This is a genomic window from Pseudomonas quercus (genome assembly GCF_012033695.1).
In the GTDB taxonomy this organism is placed as follows: Bacteria; Pseudomonadota; Gammaproteobacteria; order Pseudomonadales; family Pseudomonadaceae; genus Aquipseudomonas; species Aquipseudomonas quercus.
This window is the reverse complement of record NZ_JAAVJI010000004.1, coordinates 125,547-150,559: the sequence shown is the minus strand read 5'-3', so window position 1 is coordinate 150,559 and position 25,013 is coordinate 125,547. Positions and strand designations below refer to the sequence as shown.

The window sequence follows — 25,013 nt, the reverse complement described above, 5'->3', positions numbered from 1 at the left end:
GCGTCATGTAAGGCCGTAATGGTCAGCAAAATGCTATAGACCAAGCATGAATGTCAAACATAATAGACGACAGCCAGCAAACCTGTTTGGCCTCCTGCGCCGTTAGCCCAGCGCCCCATGGGGCCGCCCGTGCCCTGCTTCGAGCGGCAGGCGCAGGTCTACCTGCAGGCCATCGGGTAACGCCTTGAACGCCAGCTGCCCTTGGCAGCGTTGAACGATGGCATCGACAATGGCCAACCCCAAACCGCAGCCCTGGCTCGTTTCGGAACGCCAGAAGCGCTCGGTGACATGGCCCAGCGTCCCTTCGGCCAGGCCTGGCCCATGGTCACGGATACGAAACAACGCGTGCTGGCCGTCCTGGTGCACGTGCAGATGCACACCCAGGTCGCTGGCGCCGTGGTGCAAAGCGTTGTCCAGCAGGTTACGCAGCGCGGCCACCGCCAGCGTCAGCGGCACGCCCAGTGGCGCTTCGGCGGCGCCCTCCTCCAGTTCGGTCTCGATCCGCCGGGGGTCACCGCCTGCCGTATCGTTGAGGGCCAGGCGGGTCACCTCCGCCACGGCACAGCCGTTGTTCGCTTCAAACGCCAGGCGCCCTTCCACCCGTGCCAGCAGCAGCAACTGTTCAAGGGTGTGGTGCAGGCGGTCAGCCCCGGCCTCGGCATTGGCCAGCGCCAGGTCATGGGCTGCCCCTTGAGTCATGCTGGCCACCTGCAAGTGGGTTTTGATGGCGGTCAGGGGGCTGCGCAACTCATGGGCAGCGTCGTCGGTCAGCCGGCGCTCGCGCTCGATGGCCTGGCCCATGCGCTGGAGCAGTTGGTTCTGGGTGTGTACCAGCGGGCGCAGTTCCGAGGGCAACGGTGTGATAACCAGCGGCTCCAAGGCCTCGGGGCTACGCTGGGTGAGGGCGTCCCGAATACGGTTGAGTGGCGCCAGCCCCTGGCCTACGCCCAACCACAGCACACCCAGGCTGCCAAACAAGGCCATCATTACGGGAAGCGACGCCGCCAGCAGCACCGCCCCATTGAGCGCTTCACGCTCCTGGTGGCGGTCGGCGGTGGTAATGCGCACATCGCCATGGCGCAAGGTAAAACTGCGCCATTGCTCACCGTCGATCACCTGGTCCTGGAAACCACCCCCGTCCTCACCCAGGTTCGCCTCGATACCCTGGTGGCTGGCGGCCAGGATTTCACCGCGCAGCGAGCTCACTTTGCAGGCCATGCCATCGGGAATACTGGCCTGGTCGGCGCTGATACGGGCGCCATCATGGCCGATAAGCGGCTGTGGCAGCTGCTGAACCAGGCCGGCCACCATTCGGGCCGATGCTACCAGCCGCTGGTCGAGGGAAAACATCATTTGCCCACGCAGGTCACGGAACATCCAGGCAGCGGCCAGGGCCCAGATCACCACAAAGGCCGCGCCTAGGATAAGGATCAACCGCAGGCGCAGGCTCATGAACGGGCCTCGCCAGTGCTGGCCGGCCCAAGGCGATAGCCTAACCCGCGTACCGTCTCTACGATGCTGTTGCCTAGCTTGCGGCGCAGGTAGTGGATGTGCACGTTAAGGGCATTGCTTTCCACTTCATCACCAAACCCATACACGCTGTCCTTGAGCTGCTCGGCACTAAGCACCCGGCCTTTGTGCTGCAGCAACGCGTGCAGCAGCGCCTGTTCGCGGCGGGACAGGTCCACCGCTTCGCCATTGAGCCAGGTTTCACGGGTGCTGGGGTCATGGCACAGGCTGCCATGCTCGATACGGTTCACGGTACGGCCGGCTGTACGCCGCACCAGGGTGTGCAAGCGGGCACTGAGTTCACGCAGGTCGAAGGGCTTGATCAGGTAATCGTCGGCGCCGGCCTCCAGCCCGGCGACGCGGTCGGTTACGGCGTCGCGGGCGGTCAACACCAGCACGGGCAGGTCGCGCCCCTGCTGACGCAAGCGCCGGAGCAGCTTGAGCCCGTCTTCATCGGGCAGCCCTAGGTCCAGGACCATCACGTCGAACCCTGCCGCCTTGAGCAAGGCATCTGCGGCACGCGCGGTGCCCACGTGGTCCACCACGGCCCCTTGGGCCACCAGGCCGGCCGTGATACCACTGGCAATCAGTTCATTGTCTTCACACAGCAATACGTGCATAACGCAACCCTTCTTCCAGGCCACTAGGGTAGCCCGCCCCTATTAACCCTGCATTAGCGACTTCGCAGGCGGCTTAACCGCCCATTAACGCTACTGGCCTAAGCTGCCTGCACACCCTTGATGGAAGCTGTCATGTTAAGTGTCTCCCTAGGGCCTCTCGCGCTCTCTGTTCCTCACCTTGTACTGCTGGCAGCCGTGGCGGCGGCCATGGGCGTGGCGTGGCGGTGTTCACCGGCGGTAGAGGCCACCGTATTTTGGCTGTTCACGCTGGCGGTGGCGGTGGCACGCCTGGGTTTCGTGTTGCAGTACTGGCCCCAGTACACCGCAGCGCCCTGGCAGATGGTCGACCTTCGCGATGGCGGGTTCATAGCCTGGGCGGGCCTAAGTGTGGCCTTGGCGGTTGCCCTGTGGCGGGGTTGGCGCAAGCCGGCAGAGCGTCGCGCACTGCGCTGGGGTGTCACGACCGGCTTGGCCGTCTGGCTGGCCGGTACCGGACTGATCCAGTGGCAGCAGCAAAACGCGGATGTACCCACCCAGCCCGTGGCCGACACTCAGGGCATGCCCGTGAGCTTGACCCAGTACCTGGGGCAACCGCTGGTGGTCAACCTCTGGGCCACCTGGTGCCCACCCTGTCGCCGGGAAATGCCGGCCTTGGTAGCGGCGCAAAAGGCCCGGCCAGACGTACGCTTCGTTTACCTGAACCAGGGAGAAACGCCGGGTACAACGGCAAGTTTCCTAGGTGCGGCAGGGGTAAACCCGGCAGACGTGCTGTATGACGTTCAGGGGCGCGTGGCTCGCCAAGTGGGTGCCATGGCCTACCCCACCACCTTGTTCTATGGCAGGGACGGCCGCCTGCTGGGCAACCACCTGGGCGAACTGTCGCCTGCCACGCTTGAGCATGCCCTTAAGGTGTTTGATCAGCCCAACTGATCAATGCCCTCCTGATGCCGGGCCGGCCTTGGCTGTGAACGGCGGCTTGGCCAGGCACACCAGCAAGATCAGCGCAGCGAAAATCCAGCCCAGCATCGTAAAATAGTCCACGGTGGACAGCATGTAGGCCTGGGCATTGACCATCTGCTCCAACTGCGCATAGCTTTTCTGCGTCGCCCCGCCCAGTTGCTGCAAGGCCTGCTGCGTGGTCGGGTCCAGGGTGCTGATGTTTTCACTCAGGTAGGCATGGTGCTGGATGGCGCGGCGGCTCCAGATCCACGTGGTGAGGGACGCCGCAAAGCTACCGCCCAAGGTACGCAGAAAGGTCGCCAAGCCTGAGCCATCGGCGATCTGCTTGGGCGGCAGGTCCGACAGCAGAATGCTTAAAGTGGGCATGAAGAACAGCGCCACGCCAATGCCCATGAACAGTTGCACCAAGGCAATGTGCTCGAAGTCCACTTCCGTGTTGAACCCGGCCCGCATGAAACAGCTAAGCCCGATGGCGGTAAACGCCAGGCCGGCCAACACGCGCAAGTCGAACTTGTGGGCATACTTGCCTACGAATGGCGACATCAGCACCGGCAGAATGCCCAGTGGCGCTACAGCGAACCCGGCCCAGGTAGCGGTATAGCCCAATTGTGTCTGCAACCACTGCGGCAGAATCAGGTTGATCCCGAAGAACCCGGAATACCCCCCTACCAATACGGCCGTACCCACACGGAAGTTGCGGAAGGCAAACAGCTTCAGGTTGACCACCGGGTGCTCGTCTGTGAGCTCCCAGATCACGAAGATAGACAGCGCAATGGCTGAAATCACGCTGCCGATGATGATGAACTGCGACTCGAACCAGTCCAAGTCGTTACCCTTGTCCAACACCACCTGCAGTGCCCCTACCCCGATAATCAACGTAATCAGGCCCACATAGTCCATGGGTTGCCGGGCGGTATGCACCGGGCGCTTGGCCAATTGCTGGCGTACCACGGCGGCGGCGAACAGGCCCACGGGAATGTTGATGAAAAAGATCCAGGGCCAGCTATAGCTGTCGGTGATCCAGCCACCAAGAATGGGCCCGGCAATGGGCGCCACCACCGTGACCATGGCCAGCAGAGCCAACGCCATTCCCCGCTTGGCCGGGGGGTATACAGCGATCAGCAAGGTTTGCGTCATTGGGTACAGTGGCCCTGCCACCATACCCTGCACGACCCGGAAGCCCACCAGCTCAGGCATGGAGGTGGAAATGCCGCACAGGAAGGACGCCAGTACAAACAGCAAGGTGGCCCAGATGAACAGCTTCACCTCCCCGAACCGGCGGCTCAGCCAGCCAGTCAACGGCAGGGCTACTGCGTTGCTCACGGCAAACGAGGTGATCACCCAGGTGCCCTGCTCCGCACTCACGCCCAGGTTGCCGGAAATGGTCGGCAGGGCCACGTTGGCGATGGTGGTATCCAGCACCTGCATAAAGGTGGCCAGGGACAACCCGATGGTGCTCAACACCAGGCTGGGCGGCGTGAAGGAGGCGTTAGCGCTCATCGTTGAGCTGTCTTGCCAGAGGCGCTGTTCTCACGGATAAGCCGGGCGATCAGCGCGTCGGCCTCGCTCAACTGCTGCTCGTACACGGTGGTTGCGAAGGTGCTCTGCGTGTTGGGCTGCTGGGTAAGCACCGGGCCGCTTTGGTCGTGCAGGTCCACTGTGGCTACCGTCGACAGGCCGATACGCAGCGGGTGGTCCTGCAAGGGTTTGGGGTCTAGCTTGATGCGCACAGGTACCCGCTGCACGATCTTGATCCAGTTGCCGGTGGCGTTCTGTGCGGGCAACAGGGAAAACGCACTGCCCGTGCCAGCCCCAATGCTTTGAACCGTACCGGTGTAGCCCACGTCATCGCCATACAGGTCGGATTCGATGGTCACCGGCTGGCCGATACGCATATCGTGCAGCTGAGTTTCCTTGAAGTTGGCGTCAATCCATACCTGGTTCAGCGGAATCACGGCCATGGTGGGCGTGCCGGGTGTAATGCGCTGGCCCAATTGCACCGTACGCTTGGCCACGTAACCGGTGACCGGTGCCACCAAGGTAGTTCGGCCTTGCGCGAGGTAGGCATCGCGCAATTGAGCGGCAGCGGCCTGCACATCGGGATGGGAGGCAATGACGGTGTCATCGACCAACGCGACGGTACCTGCCAACTGCTGCTGCGCCGTGCCCAGCGCGGCCTGGGCGGACGCCAGGTCATCGCGGGCATGGGACAGTTCTTCCTGTGAGATCGCGCCGCTGGCGGCCAGGGTCTTGCGGCGGTTGTAGTTTTCCTGAGCCTTTTGCAGTTCTACTCGCCGCGCATTGGCTTGGGCGCGCTGGCTGTCCACGTTGCTGAACAGGCCGCGCACCTGGCGGACGGTCTTGGCCAGGTTGGCCTGGGCGTTGTCCAGCGCAACCCGTGCGTCGGCCGGGTCGAAGCTGATCAACGTTTGCCCCTCACGCACCAGGTCACCGTCGTCCGCGCCGATGCTGATCACGGTTCCAGTGATCAATGGGGTGATTTCAACCACGTTGCCATTGACGTAGGCATCATCGGTTTCTTCATAGAAGCGCCCGTGCAGCTCATGCCAGGCGAACACCGCCACACCGGCGATGACCACGATGAGCAGGAGCAACAGCAGCATTAGCTTGCGTTTGCGCGGGTTGCCCTTGGGTTGGGCGTTATCGGCTTTATCCGCGTTTTCGCCCTTGTTGTCCTGGGCTTGGGGAGTGGCAGTGGCCATGGGAGGTACCTTGATTATTCGTGTGGGGCCGGAGCGCTGGCCAGGGTTTCACCCTGATAGCCGCCACCCAGGGCCTGCATGAGTTGAATCGAAACGTCGATACGCTGCGCGTTGAGGCTGGCCAGCTGCTGCTGCGCGCCTAGCAGTTGCTGCTCGATGGTCAGCACGTCCAGGTAGTTGCCAATACCTGAGCCGTAGCGGTCGGTCACGGTGCTATAGGACGCGTGCGCCACATCCACCGCATGCTGTTTGGCCTCCACTTGGCGGCCCAGCGCTTCCAGGCGGTTGATGGCATCGGCCACCTCCCCCAGCGCACCCACCAGCGACTTGTTGTACTGGGCCACGGCCAGCTCGTAATCGGCATCACTGGCTGCCAGCCCTGCTCGCAGGCGACCGCCGTCAAAAATCGGTAACGATACAGCCGGTGCGATGTTGAAGAAGCGGCTGGTACGGCCGAACAATGCATCGCCGAGAATGGACTGGGTCCCGGCGGCAGCGGTGAGGTTCAGGTTAGGGTAGAAGCGAGTTTTGCTGGCCTCGATGCTCCGGCTCGCGGCTTCTACTCGCCAGCGGGCCGCCACAAGGTCTGGCCGGCGGCCTAGCAGGTCAGCGGGCAGCAGCGATGGCACGGCTACCGCGGCGGGTTTGAGTATTTGAGGCCGGGTAATGTCGTTGGCACGGTCCGGGCCTTTGCCCATGAGCACGGCCAAGGCGATGCGGGCACTGCGCAGTTCCTTGTCGGCGTTTACCGCTTGCTCTTGTGCACTGGCTTCCAGGCTCTCGGTTTGCTGCAGCTGGTACTGGCTGTCGATACCAGCGGCCAGCCGTTGGCGCCCCAGCGTGAGCATCTGTTGCGTACGCTTGAGGTCTTCCTGGGCAATGTCCGCGGCGATAAAGGCATGGCCCAGGTCGCTGTAGGCGCGTGCCACGTCCACTGCCAGCGTGAGGCGCGCTGCCTGGCGGTCCACTTCCGCTGCCCGGGCCTGGCCCACAGCCGCTTCCCAGGCCGCACGCTCACCGCCCCACAGGTCGAAGCTGTAATCGAACGTAACTTCGGCCGTGCGCAAGGTGGAATAACGGTCCCCTTGCAGCAACGGGTCTTGCACACGTGAAAAGCGCGAACGCTGCACAGCAGCATCAGCACCAATATAGGCGCTGCGGTCGGCATCGGCGGCATCGGCCGAGGCTGTAGCCTGGCGCGCACGGGCGGCAGTCACTTGCAGGCTGGGGTTGTCCCGCAGGGCCTGTTCGATGAGCGCATCAAGCTGAGGGTCGCCCAAGCCATTCCACCAGGTCGCCGCCGGCCAAGCGGCTGGGCTTACGGTGGCAGGTGCCAGGCTTGTGGCCGTGTTCAGGCTACCGGGGTCTACCAGCGTGGCATCAGGCTTGAGGCCATGGTCATTGGCGCACGCGGCCAGCATCACGACAAGGGCAAGGGGTAGCAGCTTCAAGGTAGTGCGGTGGGTTTTCATTTTTTGCCCATACGCCAGCAGGCCACAGGGTCGCCGGCATCGATCAGGATTTTTTTTAGCAGGCGTTCAAGTTCTTTCAGTTCGGCGGCGTCCAGTGCGCCAGCCAGGCGATTCATGGCCTGGGCGCCAATGTGAGGTAGCCGCGCAGCCAGGGCTTGGCCTTCAGCGGTGAGGGCGATGCGGATCTGCCGCCGGTCCTCCTCACTGCGTGAGCGCTGGATCAACTGTTTGCTTTCGAGCCGGTCCAGCATGCGGGTCATCGAGCCACTGTCCAGTGACAGATGGCGACACAGGTCGCCCGGCGAGTCCAGGCCCCACTCAGCCACGATAATCAGGACCTTGAATTGCGCAGACGTGACGCCGTACACCTCAAGGTGTTGGTCGAGAATGCGATCCTTCAGGCTGTTGGTACGGCCCAGGAGCAAGCCGATCTGGCTTTCGTGGAAGTTTTCGGGTGTGAAGTGGGTCATAGCGCGCAGCGAGATCACTGCCCAAGCAGAGAATGTTGCGAAATATTACTGCTTAGGCAGTTAATGTCAAGGCAGAGGTTTGGCCGGTGGTCTGCCTGGCCTATTCGCCCGCTTTGCGGGCTCCCACAAGGCGACGGTCCACCGTGTGGGACCTGGCGCAGCCAGGGAATTGTTCGAATAGATTGCTAGGCTGTTAGGCCGGTACGCCACTATGAAAGCGAAATTCCTCATCAGGGGTTTCGATCAAGGCCACTTCAGCTTCACGTACCTTCACAATCGTTTTTGCGATGTCTGCGGCGTCGCCATAGTGGTAGGCCAGCTTCAAATAGCCCTGGAAGTGCCGCGCCTCGCTCTTCAGCAGGCCGCTATAGAAACCGCCCAGGTCGGTATCCAGTTGCGGCGCCACGGCACCGAACCGTTCGCAGCTGCGCGCTTCGATAAACGCCCCCACCACTAATGTGTCCACCAGCTTCACGGGTTCATGGGCACGCACCAGCTTGCGAAGGCCCGAGGCATAGCGGCCTGCATTAAGCGGGCGCAAGGGCACGCCACGTTTTTTCATCCAGCGCAGCACCTGTTCGTGGTGCACCAATTCTTCCCGCGCCAGCCGGGACATAAAGTGGATAAGGTCGATATGAGCGTTGTACTTGGCCATCAAACTCATGGCCGTAGCGGCAGCCTTGAACTCGCAGTTCTTATGGTCGATCAGCAGGGTTTCCTGGTTGGCCAGGGCAGCATCGACCCAGGCCTGGGGCGTAGGGCAGCCTAGGAAGTCGTGAATGTCAGGCAGCATGCGCCGTCTCGTGTGGTGTGAAAACGGCGCAGTATACGCGTGACACGTCCGGGGCAGTGATTGAGGTTATCCGAGCGTGAACCAGAGCTCATTGAGCTCATACAAGCGGTGATAGTCCGGCTCTTCCCGATGCCCAAGCGCCAACGTGCTGCTTTCGATCTGTGGAGCAAGCCCCTGCGCCATCAACGCAAGGTTGGCGTCATTGAACTGTGCGGCCAAGGCTGGCACAGCCGCCATACTTCGCCAGATGGCTCGCTCGAGCGCAGCGAACTCTTCAAAGGCCTGGCCAGCCAAGGGGGCAGTAAGCACCGAGGGTAGGCCGGCGCCACCGGACGCCACCGAAGTCAGCCAGCCCTCCTCACTCGCCAGCCCCGCGCCCGTGGCGATACCTGGCGTATCCTGCAGGCGCGTGCGGCTCAGGTAGAGCGGGGCAATGCCCGACCCCTCAGGAAAACGAACGACATACTCGCGGTACCCCTTCAGCGCGGCTGGGCTCACCGGCTGCGGTTCAAACCACCTTCCTGCGCCTGCGGTCTTGAATCGTGGAAGCTCGCCTGTATACGCTCCACGGCGAGACAACAAAGGCAGCGCCGCTTGCCACCGAAGCGTTTCGCCCGTCGGCAGCGTGAGGGTATAACCCTCTTGTTCTGGCAAGGCCTGGCATTCCAGTACAGGGACCTCCCGCGCTAACCCAGCAAAGGATTGGCACACGCTCAGCCGGAAGTATCCATCGACCGCACGCATCAATAGCCGGTAGGGCACCGTAACCCTACCTTGGTGCAGTGTGCTGGAATCCAGCGTCGGCGCCAGAACCTCGAATGGGGCCATGACCAGATACGGATCGCCCCGCCAAGCCTCCCTGCCAAACTCATATACATAGGAGCAGGTGGCGGGCGACCAGGCCGGATTGGTGCCAGCCGTATAGCTGGCAACAGCAGACAGCGTCAGAAGCGACAATTGGCTTTCGGGCGCAGAAAGTAGCGCGGTGATTGCCTGTACCGGGTGGCAGATCAGCGGCCGGGCCGTGGCGTCAGCCAAAGGTATCTCATATTCCAGTGGCAATGTGTTCGCTTTGCGTAACGCCGACGTAGCACGGACCCAAGCCAAAGCGCCCTCAGCCAGCGCCGCTTGTGCGGCCGGCATCAGATGCGTGATCGAGGCTTCGATACCCTTCATTCGTCCGTCGTGCAGGGCTAACCATTGCCGCCCTTGTGCGACCCAGGCGTCCCAGCCCTGGGCGGGCATGGGCGATGGACGGTTGATGTTACGAGCCTCTACCAGATCGTACATAAGGCGCCGGCTGAAGCTGGTGAATCGATCCGTTGGCACAAGGCTGTATAGCACATGCCCCAGAGAATTCACTGCGCTGCGCAGTTGCATGCACGACGGCCAGTCTTGTGGCGGCCCCTGCGCGATCAGCGACCGGATCTGCTCCAAGTGCGCGAAGCCGGCTATCAGTTCGCGCTCGGTCATGCGCTCTTCGCCGATCAAGCGGTTGATGCCACGGCCGAGGCTGGCATCACCCCGCCCTGCGATCAGCTGTTCAGCCCGCTGACCTTCTCGCTGGATCATCTCCCCGTCTATCGGTACCAACGGTGGCTCGCTGGCTGGGCTGCCCCCGGGCTTGAGACCTGGCCGAAGCCTGCCCCTGCAGGCTTTGATGTTTGCCATAAGATAGGCCGGCGTTTGTACGCTGGGCGTGAAAGGTCGCCCAGACGCAAACACGAGCCCTAGGTCCCAGTCAGGGGCATCGACCAAAGCATCAAGTTCCGCAATCAATGCTTCATGCGCGGCCGCATCACCCTTTACCCAGAACACCTGCTCGCATACAGCCAGAAACTCCTGCTCGGTGTAGTCTTCGTACCGTTCCTTTAGCATAAGTGTAACTCCCTGTTTAACTGGCGCACCGCTCGGACGACGGCGCGCCATTTGATGCCTGCTTGATCTTATTCGCTCTCCAAACCTGGCAAACCGTTTTCCAGGCGCCAGCGTTCGACTTCGGCGACGATTCCTTCCAGGCTGGAGTCTGCGCCTGGTTCTGGCCAAAACAGAAGGTCCGATCCAGCCGGGTGCTGGGAAAGCTCTTCAAATCTAAAAATAGCGTCAGTCAATTTATCTTCATCCATCGACTCATCGGCTATATATGCGTCGATAAGTAAAATTGAGTCCATTAGTTCTTTACGTAAATAGTTCATACCCCCCACCTTACTTATTGTGCTGCTTAATATGAGCGTTTGGCGTCAACACCACCAAGTTATCCAGATCATATACCTCGCCACCTTCGCTGATCTGTTTCACATGATGAATTTCGTATGCAACCCGCCGTCCTCGACGTTCTTCTTTTCTAACTTGTGGAGCGTTACCCTTCCGTACAAAGTCTTGGTTCCGGGTGGCCCAATTACTAATAAGGCCCTGCTCCCGCCCAACCTCTCTCCAAAATGCCCTGCGGAAGCTATCGAACGACGCAAAACTGCGCCCCCGCAACCGCTCTGCCACACTTGCCGGAACAGGCACACCTACGGTGTTCACCCATGCGTCCAGCCATTGCTACTCTACCGCCTCCCCTCTTCTTACCGCTCCTTGAACACAAGTGTAACTCCCTGTTTAACCGGCGCACCGCTCGGAAGGCGGTGCGCCATTGAAGCCTACTCGGCTTTATTCACTCTCCAAACCTGGCAAACCGTTTTCCAGGCGCCAGCGTTCAACTTCGGCGACGATTCCATTTATGGAGGTATCAGCACCTGGCTTTGGCCAAAACATAAGATTGGAACCCTCCGGGTGTTCACTAATTCGCTCAAACTCAAAAATAAGCTCATCCAGGCGACCGTCATCTCCTTCAGGATCGGTCATATTCGCCAGAATCTCGTTCAGGACCATTTCTAATTGGGATTTCAAAGACGTTGCTCCACCGTTCATTTTTGTTCCTTGTGAATTCTTATGTGGGCGGCCGGGGAGACAATGATCATATTGTCTACGTCGTAAACTTCGCCGCCCTCACTGATGGGTTTCACATGATGAATCTCAAGCCTTGTCCGCCTGCCGGCCCTCTCATGCTTATCTGCAGGAATGGCGCGACCAAAGCCAGTCAGCCTCTCAAAAATTCCCTCTGGCGCCCCCAAGGCTGAGAGATCTCTCCCCACCTCTCTCCAAAATGCCCGGCGGAAGCTATCGAACGACGCAAAACTGCGCCCCCGCAACCGCTCTGCCACACTTGCCGGAACAGGCACACCTACGGTGTTCACCCGTGCGTCCAGCCATTGCCCTTCCACCGCCTGCCCTGCCCCGCTCACTACACCTGGGGTGTAGCGCCGCCAGGCCTCGCTGAACATCACATATTCAGGGGGTAGCCCGGAGTCGGCCGGATAGACGACTATGAAATCATCTATGCCCCAATCATGAAGCCCCGGATATGTTTCCAGTTGTGGCGCGGCGATCGGCTCGCCGTTGCCGGTGTACAAGCCCACCAGGGCGGGTGTGATCGGCAAGGTGGTCCCGCCCAGGCTCTCGGCTCCCGGCGCGCTTGCGGGGGTCCAGGTCAGGCGCCGGCCGCTGGCGGCGTCGTCGATGAGCAACCAGCTGCCGGTGCCGGAATCCAGCTCCGCCCGGATGACCCGCACCTCACGCGCTACACCTTGAATGCCTGTGCGGGTGACGAACAGCGAAGCGCCATCGTATTCTGTGATTGAGCCGATTCGGTAAGGCAGCTCTACCGAGTAAGCAGCGGCTTGGCCGACAAGGCCATTAGGCGGATCAGGAACCAGCCACTCCAGCGGCAGGCTTAGCGCGATCCCGGGAGGAAAATCCCCCTCAGGCCTTTCGAACGCCAGGTCCAGGAAGTCCACTGCTAGTTCGCCATCATCGGCCACCTGAAGCTCGCCGAGTGCGGAGCGCAAACTGGTTTCAAGGGAGGCGCCAGCGTCATTACTCAGCGGTACTTCACCCGCTGGGCTCAACAAAAAGGCACTAGGCGCCGAACTTGCGCGCATATGAGTGAACCGGTTGGCGGCCCGTAGCCAATCCGCAGCGGCAGCGTTTGCCCTAGCGGCTTCCTCGGCCTGCTGTTGAAGGGCGCGTTCCTGCTCAAGCGCTGCCGCCGCTTCGGCTCGAGCGGCGGCTTGCGCGGCGGCCACCTGCTCGGCGTATTTGGGGTACGCCGAGAGCCACGGGGTGTGTACGGGCTCACTAGCCCCGAGCAAGGGCTGCCCACCCTCGGCTCCGAGCCTCAGATTATCGAGGCTATAGGCCTCAACCAGGGTTTCAGGTGGGCGGGCGTACCGCAGTTGGAGTGTGCGGCGCGTCTCGGACCACTGCGACCGTGGCACTATTGGCGGGTACCCCTTGCGTAGCCGATTGCGGTTGATCTCGCCGATGCCTTGGGTTTCGGCATCCATGTGCGACAGCGCGCGCCACACCTCAGCCGAAAGCGCGTCGGTCGATTCGAAGGTTCGCCATTTCAACGAGGCTGCAACGGATGCAGGCAAATGGGGAAAGCCAGGGTTAGCCAAGAGATTGCGCAGGTCGAGGGTGCCCTGCCCGTCCCCTGTAGCCACGCCGGGCCCAGTGAGTGGGTCCTCGAAGGCGACGTAGCAGGGGCCTATCCCGACTTCGGCGGGAAACACCAGAACGCAGTCGTTGAAGCGCGTGGAGGCGCCGTCCGGAACCGTAGCTGCGCCTAGGTGCGCCAGGTTTGTAACGCCGCGAAGCGCAGGGGCGGGCTCCACGGGCAAGGCGGTAACGACAGCCGGTTCGACCTGAAGTGTGGGCGCAGCGAGGTCCGGCCCGTGCACTTCATAGGCTTGCGCTTCCGCTTGCCATTGGGCATGGCGGACCGGTACTTGCGCGGAGATCGTTCCTCCGGTGGGCACCGCATGAACGGCGGTCTGGCCGTAGAGAGTTTCCGCCTTGAGCCGATAATCGAGTTCGACAGTCTCTAGCTCGTCCGGCATCGACGCGCCAAGACCTTGCCCCATGTCGGCCAGCGGTAACGCCACCGCAAATCGACGGCGTTGCTCCGGCGTGAGCTCGCCATCGCCTAATGCTGGCGAGTACACCAGCAAGGTCCAGAACGGGGGTTTGCGCAGCAGGTCCGCCGCGGGCTTCGCAAACGCCCCGGCTTCGCGAAGGGCCGTCAACGCTAGGCGAAGCGCTTCTGCGCGAATCGCTTCGGTAGCGCCTGAAATGATGGCCGGGCCAGCAAGCGTTGCTGCGCCTACGCGCAAGGTCTGCTTGTGTTGCACGTCACGCTCGCGAGCGGCTTGCCGTATCGCCTGCAGCGCCTGCACGTCGATGTCTCGACGCGCATCTATTTCGCGGTAACGGGCCTGGGCTTCCTGCTCGGTTCTCCACCTCGCATCCATGGCCGCGACTTCATGCGCCAACGCCGCAGCGCGTTCGTTAAGCCTGGCGAGCCGGTTGTCGACTGCCTCTGCCTGTTGTGCCGCCAGCATCGCTGCGCGCCACGCCTCATGCGCGGAGTCGCCCTCAGCGAGCACCCTTTCCAGGTAATGTGTCTCTGGGTGAGCGACGGGGTCGTCGCCATAGAAGCGCCTGGCCTGGGCCAGCAAGTGATCGCGCTCTGCTACGAGGGCCTGGCTGAGCTGGCCAACGGCCACCTGCTCCTGTTGCAGATAGGCCCGGCCGGGAACATCTGACAAGGCGGCAGTGGGCGGGAGCCCGTGCCGAATCAAGCCCGCTCGGATGTCTGCTTCAAGCCGTTCAGCGGCGCGCTGCCTGGCATTGGCTACTTCATGCAATTGCGCCTGGTACCGCTGCTGGGCGGCTGTGCGTCGAGCCGCCTCGGCCGCAACCTCACGTGCCTGGCGTTCTTTTTCGAGGGCAGCCTGATGGGCGACTTCACTGGCCCTGCGAGCAGCTAATCTGCGCTTGCGCCGCTTTCGGCTGGAGCGACCTGGCCCGCTTATGAAACCTGTGCCGAAAAAGCCGCCGTTGCCCCGGGGGGCGCAGGGCCCGGGCGGATGTTGACGTAGCCGTCATCCTTATAATAACCATCACTCATGAGCACCTCCTTGTATGAGGTGCTCAGGATCAGAGTGCTAAGGGTGCCAAGTGAGGTGCATTGTTATGAAGGTGTTATGCGTTACGTGTGAAGAGACTGGCGAGCTGAGTCAAAGCTTGAATGCTACCTTTGCATCACAAACACCCCAGCAAAACGCGCCGCATCGGTATCCCCGCCCTCCCCTCTAACCACGCTGCTCACATTGATTCGCGCCTTGCCACGGCGGGCGAAGGTCTGCGCGAACCGAGCCCAGGCCTCTTCAGTCACCGGGTGGCAGATCCCTAGCCCGTCACGATTTATCGGCAAGGGGTACTCGATACTGCCACCCTGGATCACGATATGCCTGTCGATGCCCTTCGCTCAAGCGCCGCCACCTGGACCGTTGTAAACGTGATGTCCGGGCGCTGACTCATAGCCCCTCTCAAGAAGGCGGGTGCGATGTAGCGCTCGTAGTGCGCTTCGGACAGCAGAAAAAATCCCGGTCGATGGCGGCCCGCAGGGCGGGCAAGTTCCAGTTGCGGAATTACTTGGCCAATGAAACTCCGTTGGAATACGCTGAAACAGGAATCACGCAATTCAACCTACCAAGTCTTGTAGTTGAGCATTCTGGCAGGATGCTATAAAAATATTCCTACTCTTTCAGGCCGCACCATGTTTTCGCATTTTAATAAGTGCGTCAATGCCCAGAAGAGTACTAGCCAATAATGGCACTTATCAACTCAAGGATTTCCACATGAACCAAGCAGCTAATGAATCATTCACCCTCGAAGCTTCTGATATCGAAGCGTTTGCTAACATTCTGAATGACGAAGGCCAAATGCTCGCCGGATTTGTTATTCACGAATCTAATAATGCGATCGCTGCTGACATAGAAGACACCGGCAAGTAACAAAAACGCGTGCTATTCATTCATCCGAATAGCACGCAGTTGGCGCACTCAAAACTTCAACAGGTCCAAACATGTTTCGCATGACCTCAAGTTTGCGTAAGGCATCACTATCCACCACCCTAGCCCATGCCAGAGCACTTGCAGGGCAGTTCGGCATTACCCGTGTTACCAATACAACATGGCTGGACAAGATTGGTATTCCGGTCTTCGCCAGTATTCGACCTGATGCTGTTGAAGGCTCGTTGTGCGTGAGCGCAGGTAAGGGCATGCATGCGGCCGAAGCGCAGGTCGGTGCATACATGGAGGCGATTGAATTTGCAATCGCGGAGTATCGGAACAGAAACATTGAGGTGTTCCTGTCCACTCCACGCAAGGTCGCTGCTCAAGTAGGCTTTGATTACGACTTCGTAGATTTTTGTCCAATCCTAGGCGCACCTATCGATCCCGATGGACCATTGGTGTGTGTCCATGCTCAGGACATTGCGAGCGGAGAAATCTTCGCCATACCCGCCGAGCTGATTTTCTCGCCGTTCAACGAAAACCAGGGTCAACGCATTTTCGGCACCAGCACCAACGGACTTAGTTCCGGAAACACTGTGGATGAGGCCAGCGTTCATGGCATCGCGGAAATCGTGGAGCGCGATGTCCAGGCCTTTAACTTTATGAAAAACACCTCTCGCCTAGTCCAGCGTGACTGTGCGGTCGAGACGCTCGACCCTTTGTTCAACCGTATCGAGCAGGCTGGGTTAAGCGCGTTGGTCAGGTATACCCCCAGCGTGATTGGGCTGCCTTATTTCCAAGGGTTCATCCTAGAACCCTCCGACAATGCACCTATCGCGATTTCGTGTGGTTCGGGTTTGCACCTGTGCCGAGACATTGCGGCCGTGAGAGGACTTGCAGAGGCAGCGCAATCCCGGCTGTCTTACATTCATGGCGGTAGGGACGACTTGATTGAGCGATTCAAGTACTTCAGCACCGACAGTGGCGAAGCTGAACTCGGCGCGGTTGCACGCTTGCGCCGGGACGTCAACGACACTCGCGAGTCGATAACCTACTCATCGATTGAGGATGCCAACCCGGAAATTCACAGCATCGAGTCAGCCTTGGAGTGCCTGCTAAGGCGCTTGAGAAACAATGGTTTCAGTCAGGTATTGCGGGTGGTACTGAGTAAAAACAATTCGCCATTGGCAGTAGTCAAGATCGTCGTCCCAGGCATGGAATCGTTCCAGCCAGCACTCAAGCGCGCAGGTCCTCGCCTGTCCCACTACATCGCACGCTAGGGCAGGAGGGAATATGAAGCTGCATATATTTGTAGGGCCAACGGCGTCAGGTATGGAACAGGCTCTGTCCGAACTGAGTGAGGTGGTGGTGCATCCACCGGCCAAGCGCGGCGACATCCAGGCGCTGGTTGGCCAGCACCGTGTTACGGGCAACATCGCAATTGTGGATGGCACTTTCCACAGCTTTCCTTCTGTAGGTCACATCGAAATCCGAAAAGCGATACACAAGGGCTGGAGGATATGGGGCCTGTCATCCATGGGCGCCATCAGGGCGAGTGAAATGCGCCTGCTGGGCATGCAGGGTCATGGAGCGGTCTATGGGCAGTATTGCGACGATCCAGAGTTCGACGACGACGAGGTGACGCTGATTCACGAGATTGATGCTCCATATCGCGCCATGTCTGAGCCACTGATCCATATTCGCGGCTTTGTCAGTGCGCTAGAAAGGCAGCAGCACATATCAACTGATAACGCCCAGTCGATTATTAAGGACCTCAAAGAGCGCTGGTACGCAGAGCGCACCTTGTCCAGGCTGAAAAAGCTATTGCAGGACACCGGCGAGATGACGTCGCAAGAGATTAATCAAGCGCTGTCCGGGTTCAGGGAGTTTCGCGTCAAGAGTCATGACCTGAAGAGCTTCTTGGCATCTCGTTGCTGGCGTTCCAAATGCGTGGATTGAACTGCTCATGAACCCTACAACATTTTTCGATGCTATTGGTGGCCTCCCTTTCATCGATGATGGCGTACGTCCCGGGAGCTTGTTGGCCGCCGTCGCCTGTGGCCGGCGTAACTCGGCCCCGGATGCACATGACGCATTGACCGATTATCTAGACCCGGAAAATGCGCGGGCGCTGTTCAAGCGTCTGGCCAGCAGTCAGGTTGATGAACTTGACTCGACACAGTGCTCAGCTGTGGAGCAACGAAAGATCGCAGACGCCACCGCCAGGATTGGTATGACGAGCGAAGCATGGCGCGGCTTTTTTGCCATCCCCATTCGCTACCGGAAGTTGCTCCAGCCCATGAGCAGCTCAACCAGCGCGTTGATTCCCCAAACCATTTATTTGGGCTCGCGTGCGTTTGATTCGCCCGTTCCGCTAGAGGAAACACTTGTGCATGAGCACGCGCACATCTGGTTGAACTTTGTAATGGAGGTTTACGACCTACAAATGCAAGAGGCACCAAGGGACTATGTACTGCCATCGGGTACCAGTGGCAAAACTCTGCGAGGCGTTATGGCTGCGGCCCACTTCGCTGCGGCCGCCTTGAAATATTACCGCTGTGAGTACATCCCGCCCCTTTTGAAGGAACGTCAGGCTTACTTGCACAAGTATTTGGCCGGCTGCCTGGACATTGCCGCGCAACGACCTTGTTTTACCCCGATGGGACGTCTGGTGTTTTCCTCACTCAATGACTTCTATCAGAACCTCACTGCGTGTCCGGAAGGAAACTAATGCATGACCCGAATCATTATCGCTAGCCAGCTCTCAGACCTTACCAATGGCCGTAAGTCTTGGACATTAACTTGCTCGAATGCTCAACAGCTGTTGGATGGACTATGGATGGGCGAACCGCTGTTATTCAGCGCTATTGTACAAAGCGAGTACCGGTTGAAACCTTTTGTTAGCCTAGTCATTGACGACATTCCTTATTCTGATGAAGAACGCTGGCAGGATATCCCGCTAACGGCTGATTCCACTGCACTGATCATCACCGCGGTCGCGGGAGGCTGATATGGATGACGAAATGTTCAGTCATGATGAAAAGGCCCACTATGCCAGGCACTTTCTGGTCAAAGATTTCGGCCTCGAAGGCCAAGCTCGACTTAAGACCGGTAAAGTGCTGGTGGTAGGAGCCGGAGGCTTGGGTTGTCCAGCCCTGATGTACCTCGCCGCTGCGGGAGTCGGCAATATCGGTATCGTGGAAGATGACACCGTAGACGTCAGCAACTTGCACCGCCAGTTGCTATTTGGGATTAACGATGTTGGTCAACCCAAAGGCGCCGTGGCGCGTCAAAAGCTGCTAGCCAACAATCCTCATGTCGGTATCGAACACTTCAACCAGCGGATCGATGAGGGCAACGTCCTGGCTTATGTGCAACGCTACGACGTAATTCTTGATGCGACTGACAACTTCCCTACCAAGTACCTGTTAAATGACGCGTGCTACCTCGCAGGCAAGCCTTTGATATATGCGTCGATAAGCCAGTTCGAGGGACAAATCGCTGTATTTAATCTATTCGAGGCGAGTGGTAGTCGATCGAGCAACCTGCGCGATATTTTCCCCGAACCTCCGCCGGCAGCCCTATCTCAGAACTGCGGTGAAGCTGGCGTGCTGGGTGTCTTGCCGGGCATCGTAGGGTCAATTCAGGCGCTCGAAGCTATTAAGATACTGGTCGGCCTAGGAGAACCCTTGGCCAACCGGATGACACTGATTGATGCCTTGGGCATGCAAGTGCGTAATGTCACGGTACGCCATCGCGCAAGCAACCCTCTCAGTGGCGAACAACCGTCCATTAACCAACCCCAGGTCATCAAGGCGCGGTTAGCGGCAGCCGTCGGTGAACAGTATTGCATTTCGCCCCAGGCGCTGGAGGAGCGCTTGCGCAGTGGCGAGCCGCTGCAACTGATTGATGTACGGGACGGTGAAGAACATCTATCGGTTTCGTTGGGCGGGGTCAATATTCCGTTAGGGGAGCTGTCCCAACGCTTACCACAAATGGAGGTCACCACCGACACAGTCGTCTATTGCAAAAGTGGCGTACGCAGCTTGAAAGCGTTGCGCACAATCAATGCCATCGTCGGTGATGGGCGGTGTCGCACGTTGACCGGAGGCCTGGATGCCTATATCGCAGCGGGGTATCAGGCGAGTTTGAATACTTGCAAGGAGCTGCCATGAATAAGTCGTCGCTATCAGGATTGGGGCGTGACTTTTACATGATCCAGATTGCCGCCTTCCTAAATGCTGTGGGCGCGCGTTGCGGGCAGTTCGCCATTGCCTGGTGGGTCTTGGGCAAAGTCGATGACCCGCTGGTGTTCTCCACATTCGTTGCGGTCGGGACCCTGGCTGATGTGCTGTCCCGTGCGGCATTTGGATGGCTTGGCGATCAATACAATCGTTACCGTTTGCTGGTCGGCTGCTATTTAGTAAGTGCAGCGGCGACGCTAGCGCTGGCCAGTTTGAGTTCGATAGATTTTTACCAGCCTTTCTTGATTGGCGCATGCCTGATTGTTTCCGGTATCAGCATGGGTATTCGCGAGCCGATCCAGATGAGCCTGACGCCAACTTTGGTTGCTACCGAGCGGGTCAGCGATGCCGTGCGCCTGAGGAGTATTGTCGGCTCGTCGTCCGCCCTGATGGGGCCTCTTGCCGCCGGTATTTTGTTAGGCCCATTGGGAGTGTTGGGCACCCTGTGGCTCAATGCATTGGCAGTAATCATTGCGCTGGTTTTGATTGTGGCCATAAAAGAGCCAGCCACTGGCCAAATACCTGCGGCGCGGCAGACTTCCTATCTCGCTAGCTGGTATAAGCGCACCCAAGAAGGGTTTACAGCGCTCTATAGGGTAAAGCCCGAATGGAACTTGAGCTTGTTGGCATTCGTTGTCAACTTTTCGCTGTATCCCCTGTTTGCAGTGTTGTTCCCCGTTTTGATCAATCGCTATTTTCCCGCAGATTTATGGTTGATTGCAGTGACTGAGGGAGCGTTTGCGTTCGGGCTGCTAATGGGGAGCCTGACGTTGGTCAAGCGCGCCAACCATCGCTGGGGCCGACCGAACGCCGTGTTCTCGGGGTTCCTGCTGGTGGGGCTGGCTATGTTCAGTTGCGGTATTTTCAGTCACTTCTTTCATACCCAACCGTGGTGGTTTGCCAGCGTAACGGTACCGCTGCTATTTGTCGGCGGTGTGGGGCTGATGATGGTCACGGTCAATACTTCCACGGTGCGCGTGTTGGCTACCCCCGACAACTACAGGAACCGGATCGGCTCGGCGACGTCGTTCATTTCAGGCATGGTCATCCCTTTTGGCACTGTGATCGGAGGTGCGTTTTCAGGCGCACTGGGCGTGAGTTACGCCATGGTGATACTGGGTCTGCTTATAGTCTTAGCAGTGGTGCCCTGCATGTTCAGTGCGGTGCTGGTGCACGTCTTAGGTCTGAACGATGAGCAGATAAAGAATGCCTACAAGAACTTCTACCCTGATGCTTTTCCAGATTGAAGGTAATCACCGATGACATCTACAAGAACTGCACGCTCGACCAGAAAAAACACACCCGTTATTCCTTCTTCTTTTTGGGAGCAGTTCGTCAACCGCTCAAACAATAAGTCGCAACCAGTGGTAATTGAAAAGGACGCACTTATCGAGCCACTATTGACCCTGCAGGACGTTTTTCAGTTGGCAAGAAACATCGTCGAATCGGGTGACCTGACCATCAACGCTGACGGCAGGATGCTTGACCAACCGGCGGTGCCAGCTTTTCCCGAGCACTTTGAAGGGTTCGAACAGTTTGTCAGGGACTTCGCTGCGCTCAATGATGCCGAAGGAATAACGTTTACACGTGACTATTGTCTGAAGCACTCCAGTACCGTGGCCACTAAACTACGTGCGTTCACGCATGGCTACATTGAGCGTTATGGCATGCCGTACCCTGGCGCCAATGCTGTATTCATTGGCGGTAGGTATCGCTCGACTTGGATTGGCCTGCATAATGATTCCTGCGACACTTTTCTGTTCCCCTTGTATGGCCGCAAGCGCATGATGCTATGGCCGCCAACTTATTTTGACAGCATGGCGCTGGAGAAAAAGTCCGCGCTCAACGGCATCTGCTTTGGGCATATTGATATCAGTCCCTATGCGGATGATGCCGTTGTTTATGAGGTAGCAGCGGGCGAGATTTTCTTCATTCCCGCCGGTTGGTGGCATTACAACAAACTGGATAAGTTGGAAACAACTCTGACCTTGTCAGTGGGCATGTTCAGCCATGGTACCGCCCAAAGGTTCTGCGAAAACCCGATTAAAGCTTCGATGGCCTCTAAGGCGGGCAAAACGCCGATGGGTGCTATCAAGCAACGTCCCAGCATGGTATTTGAGTCGCTTGACGAGGTCGAACTGCCTGTGCAAGCAGTACGGTTTATCAACACTATCCGCGATAACAGCAAAATCCAAATGTTGCTCAAATTGTCTGCCAACGGCGTCATCCGTGATCGCGCTGTGGATCGCCCTGACGTGTTGTATTGGCCAGACCTGATGCTCAGTGCAAGGCTGGACAGCCCGCTTTTTTTGCTGGCACTGGACGAGAAGGCAGGGCTATTGTTCGCTGGCGGAGCGATGCGGTGTGTAAAGCAACTTCAGGCGATTCGTGTCTTGGTCGGGCTGTTACTGCGAGCCGAACCTCTAGCGATGACGCAGGTACTGCGTGGGCAACTCGGTGATGAGGAGATCCTCGGTGTGGTGCGATGGCTATATGCTCAGGCTGCCATCGACGTGATTGCTTGAACGCTTTCCTGCCTTGTTGCAGTCGGCAGCGATGAGTACATAGACAGTGGAGCGCAGGCCGTTTTGATCGGTGGATTATCGATAAATGACGGCCCTTCGAACTTGGATAAAGCCCTAGACTATTTCCGAAAAGTCCTGACACTCGGTGACGCTGCGTTGAAAACCGGTAGGGCCGCTTAGGTTGGGCCGCTTCGGCGTTCCCCCTAGGCTGGATTGCTAGCCCAGACTGGGCGTCGCCGACTGAGCGTCCCTGTCGGAATGCTCATTTACAACCAGTAAACCCGGGTGCGGGCCCAGTCGGGTGCAGGCCTAGCCGAATGCGGGCACAATCCGCTTCCTTGTCTGCGCGGCCCGGCCTCACCTTCGCGTCAAAACTTTTTCGTACACAGCCTATGTTATCCCCCATGTCCAGAATCGTTCGTCCTTCCGAATCCCCCTAGGCCAGTTTGTCCCGCGACCGGCACCTACCCATCATCCCCAATAAACTAATAGTTAACTATATCAACTGCCAACGGGCGGCATAAGCCACCGCATGAAGCTTGCTTGAACACCCCATCTTGCACGTCAAATTTTTTATATGATAATTGACCGTATTTGCAGAAATACCTAGTATTTTTCCAACATCGTGGGTGCACTTACCATCTGCTGTCCAACGAAGTACTTCAAGCTCGCGGGAAGTCAACTCGAAACTGTCCACCAAGCCTAAGCCCAGCCGGGCGACTGCCCGACTAGCCATCCCTCCAATACATCTAACTCTCATGCGAAGTGAAGCGAGCTCTGTGTCCAATACAGGCTCCCCGGAACGAACGAAGGATATCGAGTGACTTATTCCACTTCCTTCGCTGACCGAGAGTGTTACTCCACTGCTATCTCGTAAATCTACAGCCTTTTTAAAGGGACGAAGGATTTCTGAGCACTCCTCAGCAACCCAAGCCACTGTATCATCACATAAAGCGCTTGCAGCAATATGAGGACGTAACACACCAACAAACTGCTCGGCTACGCTACCTACCCAGATCGGCCAGCCATGACGGATGACGACACACCGGTGCCGAGTAAAAGGCGTAGGTAGATTTAGAATTAGTAAAGCGACTTCAAAATTATGCTCAATAGCTACAATCTGTAATTGCGCAGCTAACTGCGTTGAATCTTCTACCTTGTCAAAGGCAGTAGTATTTTCTTGGTACCATTCACTACACAGACACGGCATAGCGCCCCCACACCGCCAGCTGTAGTAATCCTTAGATTGTTCTTGACTATATCCAGAAGCTAGCGCGTCTAACTCAATTATAACCACTAGATACATCCACCATGCAACAACGCTATACCAAAAAAACGTCATTGCCGGCAAAGGGCGCAGGGCCCGGGCGGATGTTGACGTAGCCGTCATCCTTGTAATAACCATCACTCATGAGCACCTCCTTGTATGAGGTGCTCATGATCAGAGTGCTAAGGGTGCCGAGTGAGGTACATTGGTATGAAGCTGTTATGCGTTACGTGTGAAGAGGCTGGCGAGCTGAGTCAAAGCTTGAATGCTACCTTTGCAGCACAAACACCCCGACGAAACGCGCCGCATCAGCTTCCCCGCCCTCCCCTCTGACCACGCTGCTCACGTTGATTCGCGCTTTGCCACGGCGGGCGAAGGTCTGCGCGAACCGAGCCCAGGCCTCTTCAGTCACCGGGTGGCAGATCCCTAGCCCGTCACTACTTATCGGCAAGGAGTACTCGATACTGCCACCCTGGATCACGATATGGCCGTCCATGCCCTGCGCTTGGGTATTCACGTACAGCCACGACCAGGCGGCCAACACGGCCAGGCTGTAAACGCTGCCGCCGAACAAGGTGCCTTTGTGGTTATGGTTGGGCGCCAGGGGCGCGTGCAGGGTCAGTACATTGGCGTCTACACCACGCACGGTTACACCCATGGCTAAGCTCAGGGGAATGTCTTGATACAGCCTACGCTCAAGCGCCTCCACCTGGACCGTTGTAAAGGTGATATCGGAGCGCTGGCTCATAGCCCCTCCCTCAAGAAGGCCGGTGCGATGTAGCGCTCGTAGTGCGCTTCGGACAGCAGGAAAAATTCCCGGTCGATGGCGTCTCGCAGGGCGGGCAGCTCCCAGGTACGAAATTCAGGCAGCAGCGCCAGGCCATAAGCGTCCAGCTGGATGATCATGCGTGCGCCACGGGCGATGAGTTGGTACGCCCAGCAGTACTCCGACTGCCTGGGCTGGAAGCGGATCTTGCGTTGCTCCAGTTGAAGGCGCAGCCGGGCCGGGTCGAACACCTCCACCTTGCCTTCCATCACCTGAACCAGCAGTTGCTCCAACCGTAGCCAGACCACGCGCTTCTGCGCATCGGTGTAGCCATTCCAGTCAATCACCTCATGGTGAAAGCGCTTGCAACCTCGGCACACCAGGTCCCCGTAGACCGTAGAGCACAGGCCCACACAGGGCGTTTTGATGGTAGTTTCAGGCATGTTCACAGGTGTGTCGACAAGGCAGCAGGCCGCCTATCTTAGCCCTTAGTCGTAGTGGTTTCACCCTTAATGGCTCAACGGGCAACTTACCTTCGCGGCATTTATGCCGTAGAATCATCCGGCCTGCTTGAAGGCACCAATGTCCATTGGAAGCTGTTTTCAAAGCGTCACGAGTACAGTCCATCCGTCAGAATGCAATGGCACGGCCCCAGCCTCCGTGCCAGCCCTCATCAGCTGAGCATTCTGCCGGCGTAAAACTTTGAAAACAGCTTCTGCCTGGCACTCATCGCTACCCCGGCCAGCCGGCTTCCATAGC

At 58.6% G+C, this 25,013-nt stretch carries 26 protein-coding genes and 1 pseudogene; 10 read left to right on the top strand and 17 right to left on the bottom strand.

Features of this window, described 5'->3' with window-relative positions; all coding sequences use genetic code 11:
• Nucleotides 1-102 precede the first annotated feature (102 nt).
• Both HBH25_RS09485 and HBH25_RS09480 read right to left on the bottom strand, forming a co-directional pair.
• Nucleotides 103-1,452 (bottom strand): ATP-binding protein, encoded by a 1,350-nt coding sequence (locus tag HBH25_RS09485; RefSeq protein WP_168083669.1) that lies wholly within the window; start codon nucleotides 1,450-1,452, stop codon nucleotides 103-105.
• Nucleotides 1,449-2,129, bottom strand: a complete 681-nt coding sequence (locus HBH25_RS09480; protein WP_168083668.1) for a response regulator — start codon at nucleotides 2,127-2,129, stop codon at nucleotides 1,449-1,451. Before HBH25_RS09480 ends, HBH25_RS09485 begins: the two co-directional genes overlap by 4 nt.
• Nucleotides 2,130-2,261: 132 nt before the next feature.
• On the opposite strand from HBH25_RS09480, the gene HBH25_RS09475 reads away from it, so the two are divergent.
• Nucleotides 2,262-3,059: a TlpA disulfide reductase family protein gene (locus HBH25_RS09475; RefSeq protein ID WP_168083667.1), complete on the top strand. Its 798-nt coding sequence runs from the start codon at nucleotides 2,262-2,264 to the stop codon at nucleotides 3,057-3,059.
• Here the strand turns inward: HBH25_RS09475 and HBH25_RS09470 are convergent, their stop codons facing one another.
• From HBH25_RS09470 to HBH25_RS09430, 10 genes are all read right to left on the bottom strand, one after another.
• Nucleotides 3,060-4,589, bottom strand: coding sequence for a DHA2 family efflux MFS transporter permease subunit (locus tag HBH25_RS09470; RefSeq protein WP_168083666.1), 1,530 nt, complete (start codon nucleotides 4,587-4,589; stop codon nucleotides 3,060-3,062). It lies immediately after the preceding gene.
• Nucleotides 4,586-5,812, bottom strand: a complete 1,227-nt coding sequence (locus tag HBH25_RS09465) for an HlyD/EmrA/EmrK family protein (RefSeq protein ID WP_168083665.1) — start codon at nucleotides 5,810-5,812, stop codon at nucleotides 4,586-4,588. Before HBH25_RS09465 ends, HBH25_RS09470 begins: the two co-directional genes overlap by 4 nt.
• A 14-nt stretch (nucleotides 5,813-5,826) precedes the next feature.
• Nucleotides 5,827-7,284, bottom strand: a complete 1,458-nt coding sequence (locus HBH25_RS09460; protein WP_168083664.1) for an efflux transporter outer membrane subunit — start codon at nucleotides 7,282-7,284, stop codon at nucleotides 5,827-5,829.
• Nucleotides 7,281-7,754, bottom strand: coding sequence for a MarR family winged helix-turn-helix transcriptional regulator (locus HBH25_RS09455; RefSeq protein WP_168083663.1), 474 nt, complete (start codon nucleotides 7,752-7,754; stop codon nucleotides 7,281-7,283). Before HBH25_RS09455 ends, HBH25_RS09460 begins: the two co-directional genes overlap by 4 nt.
• Before the next feature lie 193 nt (nucleotides 7,755-7,947).
• A complete protein-coding gene (locus tag HBH25_RS09450) occupies nucleotides 7,948-8,547 on the bottom strand; it encodes a MiaE family protein (RefSeq protein WP_168083662.1) in 600 nt (199 codons plus the stop codon).
• 66 nt (nucleotides 8,548-8,613) lie between these two features.
• The gene (locus HBH25_RS09445) at nucleotides 8,614-10,425 is read right to left on the bottom strand and encodes an S-type pyocin domain-containing protein (protein WP_168083661.1); all 1,812 of its coding nucleotides are present in this window, start codon (nucleotides 10,423-10,425) and stop codon (nucleotides 8,614-8,616) included.
• A 68-nt stretch (nucleotides 10,426-10,493) separates the two neighbouring features.
• Nucleotides 10,494-10,742: a bacteriocin immunity protein gene (locus tag HBH25_RS09440; RefSeq protein ID WP_168083660.1), complete on the bottom strand. Its 249-nt coding sequence runs from the start codon at nucleotides 10,740-10,742 to the stop codon at nucleotides 10,494-10,496.
• A gap of 10 nt (nucleotides 10,743-10,752) precedes the next feature.
• Nucleotides 10,753-11,088, bottom strand: a complete 336-nt coding sequence (locus HBH25_RS23700) for an HNH endonuclease signature motif containing protein (protein ID WP_420708469.1) — start codon at nucleotides 11,086-11,088, stop codon at nucleotides 10,753-10,755.
• A gap of 114 nt (nucleotides 11,089-11,202) precedes the next feature.
• Nucleotides 11,203-11,463 (bottom strand): bacteriocin immunity protein, encoded by a 261-nt coding sequence (locus HBH25_RS09435; protein ID WP_168083659.1) that lies wholly within the window; start codon nucleotides 11,461-11,463, stop codon nucleotides 11,203-11,205.
• A complete protein-coding gene (locus HBH25_RS09430; protein WP_168083658.1) occupies nucleotides 11,460-14,201 on the bottom strand; it encodes an S-type pyocin domain-containing protein in 2,742 nt (913 codons plus the stop codon). Before HBH25_RS09430 ends, HBH25_RS09435 begins: the two co-directional genes overlap by 4 nt.
• Before the next feature lie 21 nt (nucleotides 14,202-14,222).
• On the opposite strand from HBH25_RS09430, the gene HBH25_RS09425 reads away from it, so the two are divergent.
• A complete protein-coding gene (locus tag HBH25_RS09425) occupies nucleotides 14,223-14,423 on the top strand; it encodes a hypothetical protein (RefSeq protein WP_168083657.1) in 201 nt (66 codons plus the stop codon).
• A 263-nt stretch (nucleotides 14,424-14,686) separates the two neighbouring features.
• On the opposite strand, the gene HBH25_RS09420 is transcribed toward HBH25_RS09425, so the two are convergent.
• Both HBH25_RS09420 and HBH25_RS23270 read right to left on the bottom strand, forming a co-directional pair.
• Complete coding sequence (locus HBH25_RS09420; protein ID WP_324616881.1) at nucleotides 14,687-14,914, bottom strand: YiiD C-terminal domain-containing protein; 228 nt, start codon at nucleotides 14,912-14,914, stop codon at nucleotides 14,687-14,689.
• Nucleotides 14,915-14,982: 68 nt separating this feature from the next.
• Nucleotides 14,983-15,086: pseudogene (locus HBH25_RS23270) on the bottom strand (DUF1289 domain-containing protein); the annotation flags it as partial.
• A gap of 210 nt (nucleotides 15,087-15,296) precedes the next feature.
• Between HBH25_RS23270 and HBH25_RS09410 the strand changes: the two are divergent.
• The 8 genes from HBH25_RS09410 to HBH25_RS09375 all read left to right on the top strand — a co-directional run bounded on the left by HBH25_RS09410 (nucleotide 15,297) and on the right by HBH25_RS09375 (nucleotide 22,221).
• The gene (locus tag HBH25_RS09410) at nucleotides 15,297-15,452 is read left to right on the top strand and encodes a hypothetical protein (RefSeq protein ID WP_168083655.1); all 156 of its coding nucleotides are present in this window, start codon (nucleotides 15,297-15,299) and stop codon (nucleotides 15,450-15,452) included.
• Between the two features lie 71 nt (nucleotides 15,453-15,523).
• Nucleotides 15,524-16,732, top strand: a complete 1,209-nt coding sequence (locus HBH25_RS09405; RefSeq protein ID WP_168083654.1) for a YcaO-like family protein — start codon at nucleotides 15,524-15,526, stop codon at nucleotides 16,730-16,732.
• Between the two features lie 13 nt (nucleotides 16,733-16,745).
• Entirely contained in the window at nucleotides 16,746-17,411 is a 666-nt protein-coding gene (locus tag HBH25_RS09400) for a TfuA-like protein (RefSeq protein ID WP_168083653.1), read from the top strand.
• A 7-nt stretch (nucleotides 17,412-17,418) separates the two neighbouring features.
• The gene (locus tag HBH25_RS09395; protein ID WP_168083652.1) at nucleotides 17,419-18,183 is read left to right on the top strand and encodes an aKG-HExxH-type peptide beta-hydroxylase; all 765 of its coding nucleotides are present in this window, start codon (nucleotides 17,419-17,421) and stop codon (nucleotides 18,181-18,183) included.
• A gap of 3 nt (nucleotides 18,184-18,186) precedes the next feature.
• Nucleotides 18,187-18,462 (top strand): MoaD/ThiS family protein, encoded by a 276-nt coding sequence (locus HBH25_RS09390; RefSeq protein WP_168083651.1) that lies wholly within the window; start codon nucleotides 18,187-18,189, stop codon nucleotides 18,460-18,462.
• A gap of 1 nt (nucleotide 18,463) precedes the next feature.
• Entirely contained in the window at nucleotides 18,464-19,627 is a 1,164-nt protein-coding gene (locus HBH25_RS09385; RefSeq protein ID WP_168083650.1) for a ThiF family adenylyltransferase, read from the top strand.
• Nucleotides 19,624-20,943, top strand: a complete 1,320-nt coding sequence (locus tag HBH25_RS09380) for an MFS transporter (protein ID WP_168083649.1) — start codon at nucleotides 19,624-19,626, stop codon at nucleotides 20,941-20,943. Before HBH25_RS09385 ends, HBH25_RS09380 begins: the two co-directional genes overlap by 4 nt.
• Nucleotides 20,944-20,955: 12 nt before the next feature.
• Entirely contained in the window at nucleotides 20,956-22,221 is a 1,266-nt protein-coding gene (locus HBH25_RS09375; RefSeq protein WP_168083648.1) for a cupin-like domain-containing protein, read from the top strand.
• A gap of 496 nt (nucleotides 22,222-22,717) precedes the next feature.
• Here the strand turns inward: HBH25_RS09375 and HBH25_RS09370 are convergent, their stop codons facing one another.
• The 3 genes from HBH25_RS09370 to HBH25_RS09360 all read right to left on the bottom strand — a co-directional run bounded on the left by HBH25_RS09370 (nucleotide 22,718) and on the right by HBH25_RS09360 (nucleotide 24,697).
• Nucleotides 22,718-23,431, bottom strand: coding sequence for a LuxR C-terminal-related transcriptional regulator (locus tag HBH25_RS09370; protein ID WP_168083647.1), 714 nt, complete (start codon nucleotides 23,429-23,431; stop codon nucleotides 22,718-22,720).
• 325 nt (nucleotides 23,432-23,756) lie between these two features.
• A complete protein-coding gene (locus HBH25_RS09365) occupies nucleotides 23,757-24,236 on the bottom strand; it encodes a YiiD C-terminal domain-containing protein (RefSeq protein WP_168083646.1) in 480 nt (159 codons plus the stop codon).
• Nucleotides 24,233-24,697: a DUF1289 domain-containing protein gene (locus HBH25_RS09360; RefSeq protein WP_168083858.1), complete on the bottom strand. Its 465-nt coding sequence runs from the start codon at nucleotides 24,695-24,697 to the stop codon at nucleotides 24,233-24,235. The genes HBH25_RS09365 and HBH25_RS09360 overlap by 4 nt, the downstream gene beginning before the upstream one ends.
• Nucleotides 24,698-25,013: the final 316 nt, after the last annotated feature.

Coding starts and splice junctions, on each gene's coding strand:
- HBH25_RS09485 (WP_168083669.1), bottom strand. CDS start 1,452: ATGAGCCTGCGCCTGCGGTTGATCCTTATCCTAGGCGCGGCCTTTGTG.
- HBH25_RS09480 (WP_168083668.1), bottom strand. CDS start 2,129: ATGCACGTATTGCTGTGTGAAGACAATGAACTGATTGCCAGTGGTATC.
- HBH25_RS09475 (WP_168083667.1), top strand. CDS start 2,262: ATGTTAAGTGTCTCCCTAGGGCCTCTCGCGCTCTCTGTTCCTCACCTT.
- HBH25_RS09470 (WP_168083666.1), bottom strand. CDS start 4,589: ATGAGCGCTAACGCCTCCTTCACGCCGCCCAGCCTGGTGTTGAGCACC.
- HBH25_RS09465 (WP_168083665.1), bottom strand. CDS start 5,812: ATGGCCACTGCCACTCCCCAAGCCCAGGACAACAAGGGCGAAAACGCG.
- HBH25_RS09460 (WP_168083664.1), bottom strand. CDS start 7,284: ATGAAAACCCACCGCACTACCTTGAAGCTGCTACCCCTTGCCCTTGTC.
- HBH25_RS09455 (WP_168083663.1), bottom strand. CDS start 7,754: ATGACCCACTTCACACCCGAAAACTTCCACGAAAGCCAGATCGGCTTG.
- HBH25_RS09450 (WP_168083662.1), bottom strand. CDS start 8,547: ATGCTGCCTGACATTCACGACTTCCTAGGCTGCCCTACGCCCCAGGCC.
- HBH25_RS09445 (WP_168083661.1), bottom strand. CDS start 10,425: ATGCTAAAGGAACGGTACGAAGACTACACCGAGCAGGAGTTTCTGGCT.
- HBH25_RS09440 (WP_168083660.1), bottom strand. CDS start 10,742: ATGAACTATTTACGTAAAGAACTAATGGACTCAATTTTACTTATCGAC.
- HBH25_RS09435 (WP_168083659.1), bottom strand. CDS start 11,463: ATGAACGGTGGAGCAACGTCTTTGAAATCCCAATTAGAAATGGTCCTG.
- HBH25_RS09410 (WP_168083655.1), top strand. CDS start 15,297: ATGAACCAAGCAGCTAATGAATCATTCACCCTCGAAGCTTCTGATATC.
- HBH25_RS09405 (WP_168083654.1), top strand. CDS start 15,524: ATGTTTCGCATGACCTCAAGTTTGCGTAAGGCATCACTATCCACCACC.
- HBH25_RS09400 (WP_168083653.1), top strand. CDS start 16,746: ATGAAGCTGCATATATTTGTAGGGCCAACGGCGTCAGGTATGGAACAG.
- HBH25_RS09395 (WP_168083652.1), top strand. CDS start 17,419: ATGAACCCTACAACATTTTTCGATGCTATTGGTGGCCTCCCTTTCATC.
- HBH25_RS09390 (WP_168083651.1), top strand. CDS start 18,187: ATGACCCGAATCATTATCGCTAGCCAGCTCTCAGACCTTACCAATGGC.
- HBH25_RS09385 (WP_168083650.1), top strand. CDS start 18,464: ATGGATGACGAAATGTTCAGTCATGATGAAAAGGCCCACTATGCCAGG.
- HBH25_RS09380 (WP_168083649.1), top strand. CDS start 19,624: ATGAATAAGTCGTCGCTATCAGGATTGGGGCGTGACTTTTACATGATC.
- HBH25_RS09375 (WP_168083648.1), top strand. CDS start 20,956: ATGACATCTACAAGAACTGCACGCTCGACCAGAAAAAACACACCCGTT.
- HBH25_RS09370 (WP_168083647.1), bottom strand. CDS start 23,431: ATGCCGTGTCTGTGTAGTGAATGGTACCAAGAAAATACTACTGCCTTT.
- HBH25_RS09365 (WP_168083646.1), bottom strand. CDS start 24,236: ATGAGCCAGCGCTCCGATATCACCTTTACAACGGTCCAGGTGGAGGCG.
- HBH25_RS09360 (WP_168083858.1), bottom strand. CDS start 24,697: ATGCCTGAAACTACCATCAAAACGCCCTGTGTGGGCCTGTGCTCTACG.